Here is a 15,901-nt window from a genome sequence, read left to right as displayed (position 1 = left end):
GATCAGCGCGCGCATCGAGGCGGAGGAAAAAGTGCGTTTAAAATCATGTGCATGATGAAATTCCCACGGATATCTATCCGCTACTATCGTTGAAAAGGGAACAATCATCAGAAAGGAGAGAGGATTGCTGCCCGCCGTGTTGGCAAGCAGCGACAAAAGAATTCGCGCGTCAGCTTGCCTTGTGTTGCCATCTAAAAGGGTGACTGTCCAACTGAATTCTCCTGTTTGAAGTTGGCGCCATTATATTCCTGAAGACTTCGAAGTAAAGTTAATTATTTCCGTTCAGCAACGAGTTTAAATTCCGTTGTGATTTGGTTGATGAAAGGACAAAAATTAGCGAGTCTGTAGCACTGCGCGGCACGATAACAATAACAGTATATTTAACAGGCTTATAACCAATCCGCCGCGCTTAGAACCGTAAAGCATATGCATAGCCATAAATTGACTATTCTTCATTACGGCGCTCTCGTAAACTCGCGTTACTTTTTTAAGGCAAGGAAACAACATGAAAAAAATCATTCCCTCACTGCTGGCGTTATCGCTGGTAGCCGCCTTCTCCTCTCAGGCCGCAACACCAAAAGATACGCTGGTGATTGCGCAGTCGACTGATGATGCTGATAGCTTTGATCCGGCGCAGGGCTTTGAACTCACCACGGTGCAAGCGTTTACTAACATCTATCAACGTCTGGTCCAGTCAGACCCGACCAATCCCACCGATTTGAAGCCAACGCTGGCAACCTCGTGGACGCCAGGCAGTGACAATCGCAGCCTGACTTTTGAACTGCGTAAAGGCGCGCAATTCGCTAGCGGCAATCCGCTGCGTCCGGAAGATGTGATCTTCTCTCTGGGCCGTGTGGTGAAACTGAATCTCGATCCTTCTTTTATTCTGACCCAGCTCGGCTGGAATAAAGACAACGTCGATACCTTCCTGAAGAAAGTCGATGACAACCACGTACAGATCAGCTGGAGCGCCAACGTCAGCCCGGCCTATGTGCTGAGCCTGCTGTCTGCGCCGGTCTCTTCGATTGTGGATGAGAAAACCGCGCAGGCGAATGCCAAAAATGGTGACTTCGGCCATGCATGGTTAGGCACTAACTCAGCCGGTAGCGGCCCGTATCAGATCCGTAAAGTGGTGCTGCATGAGGTGGTGCTGCTGACCGCCAACCCGACGTCACCGGCTGGCGCTCCGAAGCTAAAAAACATTCTGATCAAGAACGTGCCGGAGCCAGCTGCCCGTCGTCTGCTGCTGGAGCAGGGCGATGTGGATATCGCACGTAACCTCGGTGCTGACCAAATCGCAGCGCTGAAAGGCAAAGCAGGCGTGAAGACCGAAGCGATTCCGATGGCCTCGCTCTATTACATCCAGTTCAACGTGGGTGAAAATCCGGTGCTGAAGAATCCAGCCCTGTGGGAAGCCGCTCGTTACCTGTTCGACTATAAAGGTATTGCCAACGACCTGCTGAAAGGCCAGTTCGAAGTGCACCAGACCTTCCTGCCAAAAGGTTTCCTCGGCGCGTTGAATGACACGCCGTACAGCTACGATCCGGAAAAAGCCAAAGCGATTCTGAAGAAAGCCGGCCTGACCAACGTCAGCTTTAAACTCTCCACCAGCAACCAACCGCCGTATCTCGACATCGCGCAGGCGCTGCAGGGCAGCTTTGCTAAAGGTGGCGTGAAGGTGGAGGTGCAGCCGGGTCTGAGTTCTGAAGTCTCTACCCGCGTGAAAGCGCATCAGTACGAAGCCACGCTGAACGCCTGGGGCGCGGACTACTTCGATCCGAATACCAACGCCGCCTCCTTTGCTTATAACCCTGAAGATGGCAGTAAAACCATTGCTTACCGTTCAGACTGGCATATTCCTGAGCTGAGCAAACAGACGCTGGCCGCCACCGCCGAAGCGGACAGCAACAAGCGTGTTGAACTGTACCAGTCGATGCAGCGTGAAGTACTGAAGAACTCGCCATACGTGATCGGCTTGCAGGCTCGCAACCTGATTGCGCTGCGCGATAACCTGAAAGGCTATGTGCAGGGGATTAACCCAGACATGGTGTATTACTCGCAGGTCTCTAAGTAATGGCAGTGTCTGCTTCACAGGCCGGGTTCGCCCGGCCACTCTGGCAACGTTTTAGCCGTCTGGTCACCAGCCTGTTATCGCTGCTGGTGACGCTGATCGGTTTGTTAGCGTTTACTTTCATGTTGTCGCACCTGTCACCGGTTGATCCGGTGCAGCAAATCGCCGGTGACCATGCCAGCGAGGCAACTTACGCTCAGGTGCGCCACGACCTCGGACTCGACCAGCCCGTCTTAGTACAGTTCTGGCGTTATATCAGCCATCTGGCGCAGGGTAATTTAGGTCTCTCGCATCTGACCAATCAGCCCGTCAGTGCGGATTTGATGCGCACCTTCCCCGCCACCATTGAACTCGCCACCTGCGCAATGATCTTTGCCGCCGTGTTTGGCATCACATTAGCCTTGCTGGCCGCGTGGAAGCCGGGCAGCGTGATTGATAACGTGGCGCGCTTTATCTCGCTGCTCGGCTATTCCGTTCCGGTATTCTGGCTGGGTCTGCTCGGTCTGCTGCTGTTTTACGCCGTGCTGCACTGGTCTGCCGGGCCGGGACAGTTGGATGATATCTGGATCTACACGCTGGAGCCGAAAACCGGCTTTGTGCTGATTGATAGCTGGCTATCTGGCGATCCTGAGATGTTCCGCAATGCGATTGCGCACCTGTGGCTACCGGTGGTGATTCTTGGCCTGTTAGCGATGGCCGGTATTACACGCTTATTGCGTGCCGCGCTGTTAGAAGAGAGCAGCAAAGAGTATGTGATTCTGGCGCGCGCCAAAGGCGCAGGGCGGACTCGTATCCTGCTGCGTCATATCTTCCCCAACGTGCTGGGGACGCTGATCACGGTCATCGCCCTCTCCTACGCCACCCTGCTGGAAGGCTCGGTGTTAACGGAAACAGTCTTCGCCTGGCCAGGTGTCGGACGTTATATGACTAACGCACTATTTTCCTCTGATACACCAGCGATTCTCGGCTCGACCCTGCTGATAGGCAGCTGCTTTATTCTGCTCAACGCCGTGGCCGATGCCCTCACCTGGTTAACCGATCCGAGAACCCGATGACTCAACAACTCTCTGAACTGGAGACAGTTCGTCCGCGCCGCCGCCGTGCGCGCGTGACTTCACTGACCATCGGCCTGACGCTGGTGGTGATCGTGGTGGCAATGGCACTGTTCGCCCCACTGCTGGCACCGTTTGATCCTAACGCCCAGGTGATCGCCCAACGCTTACAAGCCCCTTCTGCACTGCACTGGTTCGGTACCGATGGCTTTGGCCGCGATTTATTATCACGCGTGATCTACGGTGCGCGTCCTACGCTGCTGCTGGTGTCACTGATTCTGGTGCTGACCATACCGGTTGGTCTGTTGGTCGGCATTACCGCTGGCTACGTTGGCGGCTGGACCGAGCGCGTGCTGATGCGCATCACGGATATCTTCCTGTCGCTGCCGAATCTGGTGATTGCTTTGGCGCTGGTGGCGATGCTCGGTCCGGGATTGATGAACGGTGCGCTGGCGTTGGCATTAACCAGCTGGCCGCCGTTTGCCCGTCAGGCTCGTGCGGAAACCCTGGCACTGCGCCGCAGTGATTATCTGGCTGCCGCACGCATGCAGGGAATTACCGGTTTGCGTTTGATGTTCGGGCACATTTTACCGCTGTGTTTGCCAACCGCCGTGGTGCGCGCGGCGCTGAGCCTCGGCGGCATCATTCTCTCCGCTGCGGGCCTCGGCTTCCTTGGCATGGGCGTGCAGCCGCCAACAGCCGAATGGGGTTCGATGGTAGCGGAAGGCAGTAAAGTGATCTTCGACCAATGGTGGGTGGCCGCCGCACCGGGTGGCGCGATTCTGTTCGCCAGCCTGGCGTTTAACCTGACAGGCGATGGCCTGCGCGACCGACTGGATACCCGTCATGCCAAATGATCTGTTAATTGATGCCCAGGGGCTGTCCATCCGCAATGAAGGTACGCTGTTAGTCGATAATATCGCCTTCCAGATTGGCCGTGAACGCGTGGCGCTGGTGGGTGAGTCGGGTTCGGGCAAATCACTGACCGCCCGCTCGCTGATGGGGCTGCTCTCTCCTTCATTGCAGTTGCAGGCCGAACGCTTACAGGTGGTGGGTGCCGATGCGCTCAGCGTGCGCGAACGTGACTGGATCGCCCTGCGCGGCGGTAAAGTCGCGATGGTGATGCAGGACCCCAAATACGCCCTTAATCCAACACGTACCATTGGCTGGCAGGTCGAAGAGCCACTGGTGCTGCACCGCAAACTGAGCCGTGCTGAGCGCAATGAGAAAGTGTGCGAGATGCTGGATGCGGTGGGTTTGCCCGATCCGCGCCAGCTAATGAAACGCTATCCCCATCAGCTTTCAGGCGGTATGGGACAGCGCGTGATGCTAGCGATTGCATTGATCACCGATCCTGAACTGCTGATTGCCGATGAACCGACCTCGGCGCTCGATCATGCGATGCGCGATCAGGTGCTGGCACTGATTCGTCGTTTGGTGGAGCAGCGTAATATGGGCTTGCTGCTGATCAGCCACGATCTGCAACAGGTTTCCGAACACTGCGATCGCGTGATGGTGATGTACAAAGGTCGCCTGCTGGATACGCTGCCTGCGGCCCAACTCGCCAATGCGACTCACCCTTACACGCGCACGCTGTGGGCGTGTCGTCCCAGCAAAGCGACGCACGGTGAACGCTTGCCAGTGCTGGATCGCGCTGCGCTGGAGGCAGACCATGATTGAGTTAAACAATCTAAGCGTGTCGCACAAGCAGGGCTATGAGCTGCGCACCGTGGTGCATGACGTCTCTTTGCAGGTGGCCGCGGGCGAGTGTTTTGGCCTGGTCGGGCCATCGGGCTGCGGCAAGTCATCGCTGCTGTGGGTGATGGCCGGTTTGAACCCGTTCTGGAGCGGCAGCATGCAACTGGCCGGCACCGATGTGCAGCCAGGTAAAGCCTTTACCGGCCCGCTGCGTCGTGATGTGCAGATGGTGTTTCAGGATCCGTATGCCTCACTGCATCCACGCCATCGTCTGCGCCGTACGCTGGCCGAGCCTTTGAAGATGCTGAAGCGCGATAATATCGACGATCGTATCAACGACGGTTTTCGCCATGTCGGTTTGGATCCAGCGCTGGCGGATCGTTATCCGCATCAGCTCTCTGGCGGCCAGCGTCAGCGCGTAGCCATTGTGCGCGCCCTGCTGCTGGAGCCGAAGATCCTGTTGCTGGATGAGCCAACCTCGGCGTTAGATATGTCGGTGCAGGCGGAAATCCTCAACCTGCTTAATGACTTAAAGCAGAATGACGGATTGACCATGGTGCTGGTGAGTCACGATCCTGATGTGATCGATCATATGTGCGATCGTGCAGCGCATATGGCACTGGGACGGATTGTCGGGTAAGACGTTAAGCTAAATCGTAGCGGTGCGATAAATTGCGCCGCTACACATTTGAGTCCTTCAATGCGCCATCGCCTGCATCGTTTCACTGCGAATCGATTCGGTCACTTCGGCCTTCAACGCCATAAACTCCGGTGAGGTTTTAATGGTGTAATCACGTCCTTGATTGAAATTCACCGCCACCTCCTGCTTGATGCGACCCGGCCGGGCGCTGAAAATCGCCACCTTGTTGGCCATAAAAATCGCTTCATCAATGTCGTGCGTCACGAACAATACGGTTTTGCGCGACTGCTCCCATACCGATAGCAACAGCTCCTGCATCATCACGCGCGTCTGATTATCCAGTGCGCCAAAAGGCTCATCCATCAGCAGCACCTTGGGATCGTTGGCCAGCGCACGGGCAATCGCGGTGCGTTGCTGCATGCCGCCCGAGAGCTGGCGCGGATAGTGCTGCGCGAAACCACGTAATCCCACCTGCTGAATGTAGTAATCGCTGCGCTCTTTCTGCTGGGCTGCACTGATACCGCGCTCCTGCAAGCCAAAGCGAATGTTCTCTTCCACCGTCAGCCACGGGAACAGTGTGTAGCTCTGGAACACCATGCCACGATCGGCACCCGGTCCTTCCACGCTTTTACCGTCCAGCCAGATTTCTCCACGCGTGGGTGTGTCCAGTCCGGCGATGATGCGCAGCAATGTGGATTTCCCACAGCCCGAGGGGCCGAGAATGGTGATGAAATCATTCTCTTCCACCTGATAATGAATCGGCTGTAGCGCCTGAGTCTGCTCGCCTTTGGGACCGGTAAAAATGCGCTCGACACCGCGCACGTTGAGTTTGCTGTGTTTCATTACAGAGTGCTCCATGCAAACAAGCGCCGGTTAAGCACTTTGAACAGATAATCAGAGATCAAGCCAATACAGCCGATAACGATGATGCCGAAAATGATCTGCCCGGTATTCAGTAACGCCTGGCTATCGACGATCATATGGCCGATGCCGCTTTCCGATCCGATCAGTTCGGCAACAATGACGTATGTCCACGCCCAGCCAAGTACCAGACGTAACAATTCGGCAATGCCCGGTGCCGCGCCGGGGATCAGCACACGACGCACGATCGAGCGGTTGCTGCATCCTAACGTGTAAGCCGCCTCCACCAAATCGCGACGGGCACCGCTCACCGTTACCGCCACCATCAATACGATCTGGAAGAAGGAGCCGATAAAGATCACCAGGATCTTCTGGGTTTCACCGATACCGGCCCACAGAATCAGCAACGGTACGAAAGCCGAAGCCGGTAAATACCGGCAAAAGGAGACGAAGGGTTCGAGAAAGGCTTCCCAGGTTTTGTAGGCGCCCATCATGATGCCCAGCGGCACACCTATCACGGCCGCCAGCAGGAAGCCCGACAGTACCCGCATCACTGTCATGCCAATATCCAGCGAGAAGTTGTACTCGGTGAACAACAGCACGCCTTGTTGCAGCATGGTCAACGGGTCCGCGAGGAAAGTAGGCGACACCATGCCGCCCAGCGTCACCAGCGTCCACACCGCGATAAACAGCACAAAGAACGCCACGCCGAGCGCAATACGTAACCGCAGCGAAATCGCTTTCAACGGCACCATTAACGGATTGTGCCAGCGCTGTGGCGCATCCGGCAGCGCGGCTGGCGGAGTGACGGGTTGGCTTTTACTCATCTCCATCTCCTTTCTCCTGCTTTACTGTACGAAGCTGGCGTCGTACAAACTCTTCACATCCGGCATTTTCTTGATCACGCCCGCGCGCAGCAGCAGTTTGCCTGCTTCATCACTGAAGGTTTCAATTTCGCCATTGAAGAATTTCTTGTTCTCTTCCGGTCCCTGCCAACGTAAATAACTGGCTGATTCCGCAAACTCTTTGCCCGTGGATTTCACTGCTGCACCCATGATCTCGTTAGACTTGTCCGGCTGCTGTTTGATCATCTCCAGCGCATCGTAATAGCTGGCCACCAGCGCTTTTGCGGCATCAGGGTGTGCTTTCAGGAAGGTAGGCGTGCAACCCAGCGTATCCATCACCATCGGGTAATCCAGCGTGGTGGCGAGGATCTTGCCGGCTTTAGGCTGATTGCGGATCACCGAGAGATAAGGTTCATAGGTCACAGCCGCATCGTTTTGACCCGCCGCAAAAGATTGGGCCGCCGCCTGAGGTGCCATGGTTGCCAGACGCACGTCTTTCATCGTCATGCCGTTTTTATCCAGCATCCACGCGAGCAGGAAATACGGTGAAGTGCCGGGCGCATCCACCGCGATGGTTTTGCCTTTGAGATCTTTGATGCTGGTGATGTCACTGCGGGCGGCGAGGCCATCAGCACCATAAGATTTGTCCAGCTGAACGATCTGCTTGATCGGCACACCTGCAGCGTTCCAGGAGATGTAGGTTTCCACCGTGGTGGCTGCACACTGTATGGTGCCGGAAGCCACCGCCAGATGGCGGCTGCTCTGCGGAATCATCTTCACATCGACATCAAGGCCGTGCTTTTTAAAGATCCCGGCTTTATCGGCTAGCGTCAGTGGGGCAAATCCGGTCCAGCCGGAAATACCGATAGCGACTTTGGTGTCGGCTGCCTGTGCGGCTAAAGCACTGGCGCACAGGACTACGGCGGTTAATGCACGAACAACGTGTTTCACTGGCTTGCCCATCTTCCACTCCTGATAAAGGTGATGAAAAACAACGGTTGTATAGTCTTATCTATACAAGCCAAGCAATGGCTGTGCCAGATTGTGAAAACCCATTGTGATGGGGAAATGAGGTGGAGACCGCGCACTGAATCGGTGCAGAAATCCTCTGCTGGAGATCACACTGGTGCGAAAGCAACCTTTGGCGGATGGCGCTATACTCACGCCAGTTTTTCAACAGAAGGAACACCGTATGACGGTGAAATTGCGTCCGCTTGAGCGAGAAGATCTGCACTTTGTGCATCAGTTAGATAACAACGCCAGCGTGATGCGTTATTGGTTTGAGGAGCCGTACGAAGCCTTTGTGGAGCTGTCGGATCTTTATGACAAACACATTCACGATCAAACCGAGCGCCGCTTTGTTGTCGAACATGACGGGCAAAAAGCGGGGTTGGTTGAATTGGTCGAGATCAACCATGTGCATCGTCGGGCTGAATTTCAGATCATTATCGATCCGGGACATCAGGGCAAAGGTTTAGCCAGCCAGGCAGCAAAGTTAGCGATGGATTACGGTTTTTCGGTGCTGAATCTCTACAAACTCTACCTGATCGTTGATCAGGAGAATGAGAAAGCGATTCACATCTACACCAAGCTGGGATTTGAAGTGGAAGGCGTGCTGAAGCACGAATTTTTCATCAATGGTGAATATCGCAATACCATTCGGATGTGCATTTTCCAGCAGCAGTATCTGGCACAGCATAAATCCGGTCATGCGATGGTGAAGCCGACAGCGCAATAAGACTTGTGTGGTCTTTAACCCCATGCGCATGGGGTTAAATATCCACTCACCGGCTTATGTGAGCGGCATGACGCCATTTCTGCCGCCCTCCGACCTTAACCGCCGCGCGCCCCCACCACGTTGAGACGTGGCTGAGGATGTTCGGGTTTCAGGTCGTACATGCCGCCATAGAACGGATCCACCAGCAGCCAGCCGGGGAAGCCCAGTAACGGGATGTTGCCTAACAGATACCACAAGTTGGCACTGGCCTCGATCGGCAGCGTCACCGGTACATAGCCCGGACTCTCCAGCATCACCTGATAATGCTTCTTACCAAAGTAATTGCCGGTGGATTTTGCCAGCTCGACGGTTTGTGGCGTGTAGCCCTGCGCCACCGCGCGGCCCGTCTCATCCTGTACGGTGAAACGTGCACCTTGCGGGACAGAATCGATTTTTACTGGCTGCGTTTCCGTGCCGACAATGGTGGCACAGCCGCTCAGCAGCAATGCAGTGGCAGGAAGAAGATGTCGCAGGTTCATGGCAGGTCCGCAATAGAATCAGATAGGACAGTCTAAACTGCCCTATCCCGCTTTTCACTCGCCTCAATCGCGCTATCAGTGCTGCTTTTCTGGTCTTTATTGCGGTTGACAACAGGCGGCAATCGCCGCGATATCCTGTGGCGTGGTGCGGCAACAGCCACCAATCAGCCGCGCGCCCGCTTGCTGCCACTCAGGGAATTTATCGTGCAGCGTGCAGCCCGACGGTGCCGAGTGCCAGGTTTTGCTGCTGGCATCGTACTGTTCGCCTGAGTTGGGATAGACCAGCAGCGGCCAGGCACACAGTGCCTGCAGGGCTTGCAGCGCTGGTGTCACGCTCTCCAGCGCCACACAGTTGATGCCCATCGCCACCACCTGCGGTGCGGTATTCACCAGATCGGCGACCTGGCTGAGCGGCGTTCCGTCGCTGATGTGTTGCGCATCATGCAGCGTGAAGGAGAACCATGCGCTGCTGTCCGGAAACTCTGCCAGCAAACTCACCAGCGCCTGCGCTTCAGCAAACGACGGCAAGGTTTCACACGCCAGCAAATCCACGCCCGCGTCCAATAGCGCCTTGACGCGTGGGCGATGGAAATCTTTCATCTCCGCTTCTGGCAGGGCGTAATCACCGCGATACTCAGCACCATTCGCAAGGTAAGCGCCATAAGGCCCAACGGAGCCGGCCACCAGCAAAGCGGCTTCACTGCCTGATGCCGCACGATAATCATCACGCGCACGCTGTGCCAGCTTCACACTTTGCGTAATCAATTCCAGTGCCTGCGCCTCATCCAGTCCACGCGCCGCAAAGCCTTGCGGTGTGGCCTGATAGCTGGCGGTGATCGCCACATTGGCTCCAGCAGCAAAATAGTCGTAATGCACCTGATAAATCAGCTCAGGATTTTCCATCAGCACTTTGGCAGACCACAACGCATCGGCAAGATTACAGCCGCGCGCCTCCAGTTCGGTGGCCAGCGCACCATCCAGAATCAGTGTGTCGTGTTGAGTTAACGCTTCTGCGACAGGATTACGCGACATCATTGGCCTCCCCGGCCTTCAGGTTACGTCGATGCGTGACATGGTATGCGGCATAGCAGAACAGCACAAATGGAATGCCACACCACAGCGCAATACGCTGTGAAGGATCGAAGGCCAGCCCCACACACGCCAGCAGGCACAGCAGGAAACCGAGAATCGGCGTTAAAGGATAGAGTGGCGCGCGATAGGCGAGTTGTTGCAGCGAACCACCTGCGGCCAGATGGCGACGACGGAACACATAGTGCGAGGCACAGATACTCAGCCACACCGCCACCACCGCAAAACCTGAAATGGCTGACAGCGCCACAAACACGGTATCCGGCGCGATCACGCTGGAAAACAGCGCCAGCAAGCCACCGATCATACTGACGGTGATAGCCAGCACCGGTATCCCACGGCGGTTCACCTGGGCGAAACAGCGCGGCAACGTGTTCTCATTCGCCAGTGACCACAGCATCCTGCCCGATGCATACAGCCCCGAGTTGGCGGCGGAAAGGATCGCCGTCAGGATCACGAAATTGAAGATATCAGCCGCGTAGGGAATGCCGATCTTCTCGAACACCAACACAAACGGGCTTTTGACGATGCCAGCTTGATCCATCGGGATCAACGCCGCCAGCACAAATACTGTACCAATAAAGAAGATAATCAATCGTGCTACGGTGGTGCGAATTGCCAGCGGCAGGGCTTTCTGCGGCTGCTCGGTTTCACCGGCGGCGATACCGATCAACTCTGTGCCGGAAAAGGCAAAGTTCACTGCCACCATGGTCATCAAAATGGGCAAGGTGCCGTGCGGTAACCAGCCTGAAGCCGTCAGGTTACTTAATCCCGGTGCGGCACTGCCATCCTTCATCGGGATAAAGCCAAACATCGCGCCCGCGCCAAGAATGATAAAGGCAATGATGGTGACCACTTTGATGATAGAGAACCAGAACTCCCCTTCTGCGAAGAAACGCGTGGAGACGATATTCAGCAGATAGATGGCGATGCAGAACACCAGGCACCATAGCCACACGGGCGTAGCGGGGAACCAATACTGCATGCAGAAACCGGCGGCGGTCAGGCTGGAGCCAAGCGCCACCGTCCACGTTAGCCAATAGAGCCATGCCACAGTGTAGCCGGTTGCCGGGCTGATATAGCGCGCGGCATAGACATGAAACGCGCCGGTTTCCGGCATCGCCACGGCCAATTCCCCCAGGCACACCATCACCAGCCACACCACCAGCGCCCCGATCAGATACGCCAGCAGCGTGCCCGCTGCGCCGGTGGTCGAGATGATATAGCCGGTGTTAAAGAAGAGTCCGGTGCCAATCACGCCGCCGAGCGACAGCATCACCAGATGCCGCACTTTCATGGTGCGCTTAAAGTTTTCCTGCGAAGAAGTATCCTGCGTTTGCATTATTTTTATCCGTATGGACGTCTGAACATCTATATGGACACAGGGTTATACGCGCCAGCGTAGCAATTTGCAACGTGGCAAAGGGTAAGGGTTTTAAATATCGAGGGGTGGCCCCGCGTCAACGGGGCACAACATCAGGCGCCAAATACGCCTTGCAGATAGCGCTCAAGCGCAATACGCGAGCTAAAACCGTGCGGAATACCGTAGTGTTCCTGGGATTCACCCATCAGATAAAGCGGGAACTGCGTGTAGTGATCGCAGGTTTTCATTTCTGAGGCGGGCTCGGCAAAGTGCTGACTTTTCTCTTTCAGCGTGGGGTGAATGATCAATGCGGTGCGGCCCATGCGCGCTTCGCGATTGACGTAGACATAGCTTTCACCACGACGATAACCGTAGATTTTCGGCGTCAGGGCGTCCATTTCGAACCCTGCCTTTTCCAGTACGCGCGCTACCTCATCCGGACGTAAATACATGCTTGCTCCTCTCTTCTCACAGCCCCGCAACCTTACAACAGCCCGACATACAGGACATTCGGAATTTCCCTAAAGCCTGGCATACGCCTGCGTTTAGTCACGTTTCGTCTACACTAAGTATTACTTGTTAAATCAAAGGGAGCGAAAAAATGTTTAATCGCGTAAGCAAAAACGATGACATTGATATTAATCAGGATGTGAATGAGCTGGCAGATTCGCTCGAAGCATTACTTAAATCTTACGGCAGCGAAGCCAAAGACGAAGTGGACAGCGCGCGCAGCAAAGCGCAGTCGCTGTTAAAACAGACTCGCGCAAAACTGAATAACGGCAACAGCCGTGTTTCTCAGGCAGCGCGTGACGCCAGTTATCAGGTTGATGCCTATGTGCACGATAAACCCTGGCATGGCGTAGGTGTCGGTGCAGCTGTGGGTCTGGTGCTTGGGGCACTGTTGATGTCACGCCGTTAACCGCCACTGGCGTTTAAAGAGAGCCTCGCGATTGCGGGGCTTTTTTATGCCTGTGGTGAATGAATACGCACAAAATTTGACCTAAATTTCACGCCCTGCGCCTTTACAAAAAAAATTTCGGGCCTGGAAGGCGCATGATCTCTGGTGTTAGCGATTATCCGAAGATCAAAATAACAAAACCCTATATCTGGTGGGCTTGACCACCACGAGCACTACATCTAGTATTCAACCCATCAACTCGCTACCAGATGTCGTCAAGGACGAAGTTCGCTGCAAATAGGATTTTGCTTCGTATCTCGCATCCAGACCGCAATCAAAGGGAAATACGAATCATGCGCATTATTATTTACACTAAAAACAACTGTGTCCAGTGCAACGCGACAAAAAATGCCATGGACCGCAAAGGTATCGACTATCAGCTGATCAACCTCGATACCCAGCCTGAAGCCATTGATAACCTCAAATCCCTCGGCTATCGCCAGGTGCCCGTTGTCATGACCCATGATGACCACTGGAGCGGCTTCCGCCCTGACAAAATCGCCAGCCTGCGCCAGCTCGCTGCAGTAGGGGGATAAGGCGATGTTCCCACTGGTCTACTTCTCTAGCCAGTCGGAAAACACGCACCGATTTATCACTCGTCTGGGACTGCCTGCTCGCCGCATTCCGCTGGATGGCAAGCAGTGCCTCAATATCGACCAGCCCTATATCTTAGTGGTGCCGAGCTACGGAGGCGGCAGCGCGCGAGGTGCGGTGCCCAGACAAGTGATTCAATTCCTTAATGATGACGCCAACCGACGCGGTATTCGCGGGGTGATTGCTGCCGGTAACCGCAACTTCGGTGAAGGCTACTGCCTGGCGGGCGACATTATTGCGCAGAAATGTCAGGTTCCTTATCTCTACCGCTTTGAGCTGATGGGAACCCCCGACGATATCGCTAATGTAAAAGCGGGAGTAACCCAATTTTGGCAACGACAGACACCCTGAACAGCACGCAGCTGGACTATCACGCGCTCAACGCGATGCTGAACCTGTATGACGCCGATGGCCGCATTCAGTTTGAAAAAGATCATGAGGCCACGCGCCAGTTCTTCCTGCAGCACGTAGAGCCGAATACCGTACAGTTCGCCTCGGCGGGCGATCGCCTGCGCTATCTGGTGGCGGAAGGCTACTATGAAGCCACAGTACTGAATCAGTACGACTTTAATTTCCTGTGCCAGTTGCATGATGAAGCCGATGCCTGGGGTTTCCGTTTTCACACCTTCCTGGGGGCGTGGAAGTTTTACACCAGCTACACGCTGAAAACCTTCGACGGTAAACGTTATCTCGAAACTTTCGAGCAGCGCGCCTGCATGGTGGCGCTGACGCTGGCACGCGGCAACGAATCGCTCTCACGCGAATTGCTGGCAGAAATGCTCAGTGGCCGCTTCCAGCCAGCCACCCCAACCTTCCTCAACTGCGGTAAACAGCAGCGTGGTGAATTGGTGTCCTGCTTCCTGCTGCGCATCGAAGACAACATGGAATCGATTGGCCGTGCGGTGAATTCGGCGCTGCAACTCTCCAAACGTGGCGGCGGCGTGGCATTCCTGCTCTCCAACCTACGTGAATCCGGTGCGCCAATTAAGCGTATCGAAAACCAGTCGTCTGGTGTGATTCCGGTGATGAAGATGCTGGAAGATGCGTTCTCTTATGCGAATCAGCTCGGCGCACGTCAGGGCGCGGGCGCGGTGTGGCTGAACGCACACCATCCTGATATTTTCCGCTTCCTCGATACTAAGCGCGAAAACGCTGACGAGAAGATCCGTATCAAAACGCTGTCACTGGGCGTGGTGATCCCCGATATCACCTTCCAGCTGGCGAAAGAGAATCGCGATATGGCGCTGTTCTCGCCGTACGACGTTGAGCGTATTTACGGTAAAGCGTTTGGTGATATCAGCATTAGCGAGTTGTATGAAGAGATGCTGGCGGACGATCGCATCCGTAAGACTTATATTAAGCCGCGTGATTTCTTCCAGACGCTGGCCGAAATTCAGTTTGAGTCTGGCTATCCGTACATCATGTACGAAGACAGCGTGAACCGTCATAACCCGATTGCTGGTCGCATCAACATGAGCAACCTGTGCTCGGAGATTTTGCAGGTTAACAGCGCCAGCGAATTCCATGACGATCTCAACTATCGTCGCGTGGGCAAAGATATCTCCTGTAATCTCGGTTCGCTGAACATTGCCCATGCCATGGATTCCCGCAATCTGGCACAAACCGTGGAAACGGCGGTACGCGCCTTAACAGCGGTTTCTGAGATGAGCGAAATCAACTCGGTGCCGTCAGTGGCGGAAGGCAATCGCCGTTCACACGCAGTGGGCCTGGGTCAGATGAACTTGCATGGTTACCTGGCGCGTGAAGGCATGGCTTATGGCTCGGAAGAGGCGCTGGATTTCACCAATCTTTACTTCTACTGCGTGACCTATCACGCGGTGCGCACCTCTAACCTGCTGGCACAAGAGCGTAAACAAAGCTTTGACGGCTTTGACCAGTCGCAATACGCCAACGGTCACTACTTCGATAAATATGTGGATCGCCCCTGGCTGCCGCGCACCGCTCGCGTGGCACAGCTCTTCGCCGATGCAGGCATTGCGCTGCCGACGCAGGCCGACTGGCAGGCATTGCGCGAATCGGTGATGCAGCATGGCCTGTACAACCAGAACTTACAGGCGGTTCCGCCTACCGGTTCAATTTCGTACATCAATCACGCCACCTCGAGTATTCACCCGATTGTGTCGCGTATTGAGATCCGCAAAGAGGGCAAAACCGGCCGCGTATACTATCCGGCGCCGTTTATGACTAATGACAACTTGGATCTCTATCAGGATGCGTATTCCATCGGCCCAGAAGCGATTATTGATACCTACGCCGAAGCGACGCAGCATGTCGATCAAGGCTTGTCTTTGACACTGTTCTTCCGCGATGACGTCACCACGCGTGATATCAACAAAGCGCAAATTTATGCGTGGAAGAAAGGCATCAAAACGCTCTATTACATTCGTCTGCGCCAGATGGCGCTACAAGGCACTGAGGTGCAGGGCTGCGTCTCCTGCTCATTGTGATGAAAA

The 15,901-nt window shown here is 55.1% G+C and carries 17 protein-coding genes; 10 read left to right on the top strand and 7 right to left on the bottom strand.

The window, feature by feature from the left end:
- The first annotated feature begins 505 nt into the window (after positions 1-505).
- From ACCW76_RS17810 to ACCW76_RS17790, 5 genes are read left to right on the top strand one after another with little or no spacing between them, the layout of a single operon-like run.
- Complete coding sequence (locus tag ACCW76_RS17810; protein WP_436339514.1) at positions 506-2,074, top strand: ABC transporter substrate-binding protein; 1,569 nt, start codon at positions 506-508, stop codon at positions 2,072-2,074.
- The gene (locus ACCW76_RS17805; protein ID WP_034825508.1) at positions 2,074-3,126 is read left to right on the top strand and encodes an ABC transporter permease; all 1,053 of its coding nucleotides are present in this window, start codon (positions 2,074-2,076) and stop codon (positions 3,124-3,126) included. Before ACCW76_RS17810 ends, ACCW76_RS17805 begins: the two co-directional genes overlap by 1 nt.
- Positions 3,123-3,980 carry an ABC transporter permease gene (locus tag ACCW76_RS17800; RefSeq protein WP_034825506.1) on the top strand — a complete coding sequence of 286 codons (858 nt, stop codon included), beginning with the start codon at positions 3,123-3,125 and terminating at the stop codon, positions 3,978-3,980. Before ACCW76_RS17805 ends, ACCW76_RS17800 begins: the two co-directional genes overlap by 4 nt.
- Positions 3,970-4,803, top strand: a complete 834-nt coding sequence (locus tag ACCW76_RS17795) for an ABC transporter ATP-binding protein (RefSeq protein WP_436339513.1) — start codon at positions 3,970-3,972, stop codon at positions 4,801-4,803. Before ACCW76_RS17800 ends, ACCW76_RS17795 begins: the two co-directional genes overlap by 11 nt.
- The gene (locus ACCW76_RS17790) at positions 4,796-5,461 is read left to right on the top strand and encodes an ABC transporter ATP-binding protein (RefSeq protein ID WP_045815849.1); all 666 of its coding nucleotides are present in this window, start codon (positions 4,796-4,798) and stop codon (positions 5,459-5,461) included. Before ACCW76_RS17795 ends, ACCW76_RS17790 begins: the two co-directional genes overlap by 8 nt.
- Positions 5,462-5,518: 57 nt before the next feature.
- Here the strand turns inward: ACCW76_RS17790 and ACCW76_RS17785 are convergent, their stop codons facing one another.
- The 3 genes from ACCW76_RS17785 to ACCW76_RS17775 are packed head-to-tail and all read right to left on the bottom strand — an operon-like array spanning position 5,519 to position 8,130.
- Positions 5,519-6,304 (bottom strand): ABC transporter ATP-binding protein, encoded by a 786-nt coding sequence (locus ACCW76_RS17785; RefSeq protein ID WP_045815848.1) that lies wholly within the window; start codon positions 6,302-6,304, stop codon positions 5,519-5,521.
- Entirely contained in the window at positions 6,304-7,149 is an 846-nt protein-coding gene (locus ACCW76_RS17780) for an ABC transporter permease (RefSeq protein WP_052059489.1), read from the bottom strand. Before ACCW76_RS17780 ends, ACCW76_RS17785 begins: the two co-directional genes overlap by 1 nt.
- Before the next feature lie 21 nt (positions 7,150-7,170).
- Positions 7,171-8,130 (bottom strand): ABC transporter substrate-binding protein, encoded by a 960-nt coding sequence (locus ACCW76_RS17775; RefSeq protein WP_045834017.1) that lies wholly within the window; start codon positions 8,128-8,130, stop codon positions 7,171-7,173.
- A 229-nt stretch (positions 8,131-8,359) separates the two neighbouring features.
- On the opposite strand from ACCW76_RS17775, the gene speG reads away from it, so the two are divergent.
- Positions 8,360-8,905: a spermidine N1-acetyltransferase gene (gene speG / locus ACCW76_RS17770; protein WP_034825496.1), complete on the top strand. Its 546-nt coding sequence runs from the start codon at positions 8,360-8,362 to the stop codon at positions 8,903-8,905.
- A gap of 95 nt (positions 8,906-9,000) precedes the next feature.
- On the opposite strand, the gene ACCW76_RS17765 is transcribed toward speG, so the two are convergent.
- From ACCW76_RS17765 to ACCW76_RS17750, 4 genes are all read right to left on the bottom strand, one after another.
- Complete coding sequence (locus tag ACCW76_RS17765; RefSeq protein ID WP_038645291.1) at positions 9,001-9,423, bottom strand: hypothetical protein; 423 nt, start codon at positions 9,421-9,423, stop codon at positions 9,001-9,003.
- 96 nt (positions 9,424-9,519) lie between these two features.
- Positions 9,520-10,455, bottom strand: a complete 936-nt coding sequence (gene mmuM, locus ACCW76_RS17760) for a homocysteine S-methyltransferase (protein WP_436339554.1) — start codon at positions 10,453-10,455, stop codon at positions 9,520-9,522.
- The gene (gene mmuP, locus ACCW76_RS17755; protein ID WP_436339510.1) at positions 10,445-11,854 is read right to left on the bottom strand and encodes an S-methylmethionine permease; all 1,410 of its coding nucleotides are present in this window, start codon (positions 11,852-11,854) and stop codon (positions 10,445-10,447) included. The genes mmuM and mmuP overlap by 11 nt, the downstream gene beginning before the upstream one ends.
- A gap of 134 nt (positions 11,855-11,988) precedes the next feature.
- Positions 11,989-12,327: a DUF2002 family protein gene (locus ACCW76_RS17750; protein ID WP_038645285.1), complete on the bottom strand. Its 339-nt coding sequence runs from the start codon at positions 12,325-12,327 to the stop codon at positions 11,989-11,991.
- Between the two features lie 149 nt (positions 12,328-12,476).
- On the opposite strand from ACCW76_RS17750, the gene ACCW76_RS17745 reads away from it, so the two are divergent.
- The 4 genes from ACCW76_RS17745 (at position 12,477) to nrdE (ending at position 15,895) form a co-directional block, all read left to right on the top strand.
- Complete coding sequence (locus tag ACCW76_RS17745; protein WP_034825483.1) at positions 12,477-12,794, top strand: DUF883 family protein; 318 nt, start codon at positions 12,477-12,479, stop codon at positions 12,792-12,794.
- Positions 12,795-13,126: 332 nt separating this feature from the next.
- Complete coding sequence (locus tag ACCW76_RS17740) at positions 13,127-13,369, top strand: redoxin NrdH (RefSeq protein WP_038645282.1); 243 nt, start codon at positions 13,127-13,129, stop codon at positions 13,367-13,369.
- Between the two features lie 4 nt (positions 13,370-13,373).
- A complete protein-coding gene (nrdI, locus tag ACCW76_RS17735) occupies positions 13,374-13,778 on the top strand; it encodes a class Ib ribonucleoside-diphosphate reductase assembly flavoprotein NrdI (RefSeq protein WP_045834020.1) in 405 nt (134 codons plus the stop codon).
- Positions 13,757-15,895, top strand: a complete 2,139-nt coding sequence (nrdE, locus tag ACCW76_RS17730; protein ID WP_436339509.1) for a class 1b ribonucleoside-diphosphate reductase subunit alpha — start codon at positions 13,757-13,759, stop codon at positions 15,893-15,895. Before nrdI ends, nrdE begins: the two co-directional genes overlap by 22 nt.
- Positions 15,896-15,901: the final 6 nt, after the last annotated feature.

The organism is Pantoea sp. C8B4, from assembly GCF_051336905.1.
GTDB classification, from domain to species: Bacteria; Pseudomonadota; Gammaproteobacteria; order Enterobacterales; family Enterobacteriaceae; genus Pantoea; species Pantoea rwandensis_B.
This window is presented reverse-complemented; position numbering and strand designations above follow the sequence as displayed.

Bases quoted from the DNA above. Each gene is read 5' to 3' on its own strand.
- ACCW76_RS17810 (WP_436339514.1), top strand. From the start codon at position 506: ATGAAAAAAATCATTCCCTCACTGCTGGCGTTATCGCTGGTAGCCGCC.
- ACCW76_RS17805 (WP_034825508.1), top strand. From the start codon at position 2,074: ATGGCAGTGTCTGCTTCACAGGCCGGGTTCGCCCGGCCACTCTGGCAA.
- ACCW76_RS17800 (WP_034825506.1), top strand. From the start codon at position 3,123: ATGACTCAACAACTCTCTGAACTGGAGACAGTTCGTCCGCGCCGCCGC.
- ACCW76_RS17795 (WP_436339513.1), top strand. From the start codon at position 3,970: ATGCCAAATGATCTGTTAATTGATGCCCAGGGGCTGTCCATCCGCAAT.
- ACCW76_RS17790 (WP_045815849.1), top strand. From the start codon at position 4,796: ATGATTGAGTTAAACAATCTAAGCGTGTCGCACAAGCAGGGCTATGAG.
- ACCW76_RS17785 (WP_045815848.1), bottom strand. From the start codon at position 6,304: ATGAAACACAGCAAACTCAACGTGCGCGGTGTCGAGCGCATTTTTACC.
- ACCW76_RS17780 (WP_052059489.1), bottom strand. From the start codon at position 7,149: ATGAGTAAAAGCCAACCCGTCACTCCGCCAGCCGCGCTGCCGGATGCG.
- ACCW76_RS17775 (WP_045834017.1), bottom strand. From the start codon at position 8,130: ATGGGCAAGCCAGTGAAACACGTTGTTCGTGCATTAACCGCCGTAGTC.
- speG (WP_034825496.1), top strand. From the start codon at position 8,360: ATGACGGTGAAATTGCGTCCGCTTGAGCGAGAAGATCTGCACTTTGTG.
- ACCW76_RS17765 (WP_038645291.1), bottom strand. From the start codon at position 9,423: ATGAACCTGCGACATCTTCTTCCTGCCACTGCATTGCTGCTGAGCGGC.
- mmuM (WP_436339554.1), bottom strand. From the start codon at position 10,455: ATGTCGCGTAATCCTGTCGCAGAAGCGTTAACTCAACACGACACACTG.
- mmuP (WP_436339510.1), bottom strand. From the start codon at position 11,854: ATGCAAACGCAGGATACTTCTTCGCAGGAAAACTTTAAGCGCACCATG.
- ACCW76_RS17750 (WP_038645285.1), bottom strand. From the start codon at position 12,327: ATGTATTTACGTCCGGATGAGGTAGCGCGCGTACTGGAAAAGGCAGGG.
- ACCW76_RS17745 (WP_034825483.1), top strand. From the start codon at position 12,477: ATGTTTAATCGCGTAAGCAAAAACGATGACATTGATATTAATCAGGAT.
- ACCW76_RS17740 (WP_038645282.1), top strand. From the start codon at position 13,127: ATGCGCATTATTATTTACACTAAAAACAACTGTGTCCAGTGCAACGCG.
- nrdI (WP_045834020.1), top strand. From the start codon at position 13,374: ATGTTCCCACTGGTCTACTTCTCTAGCCAGTCGGAAAACACGCACCGA.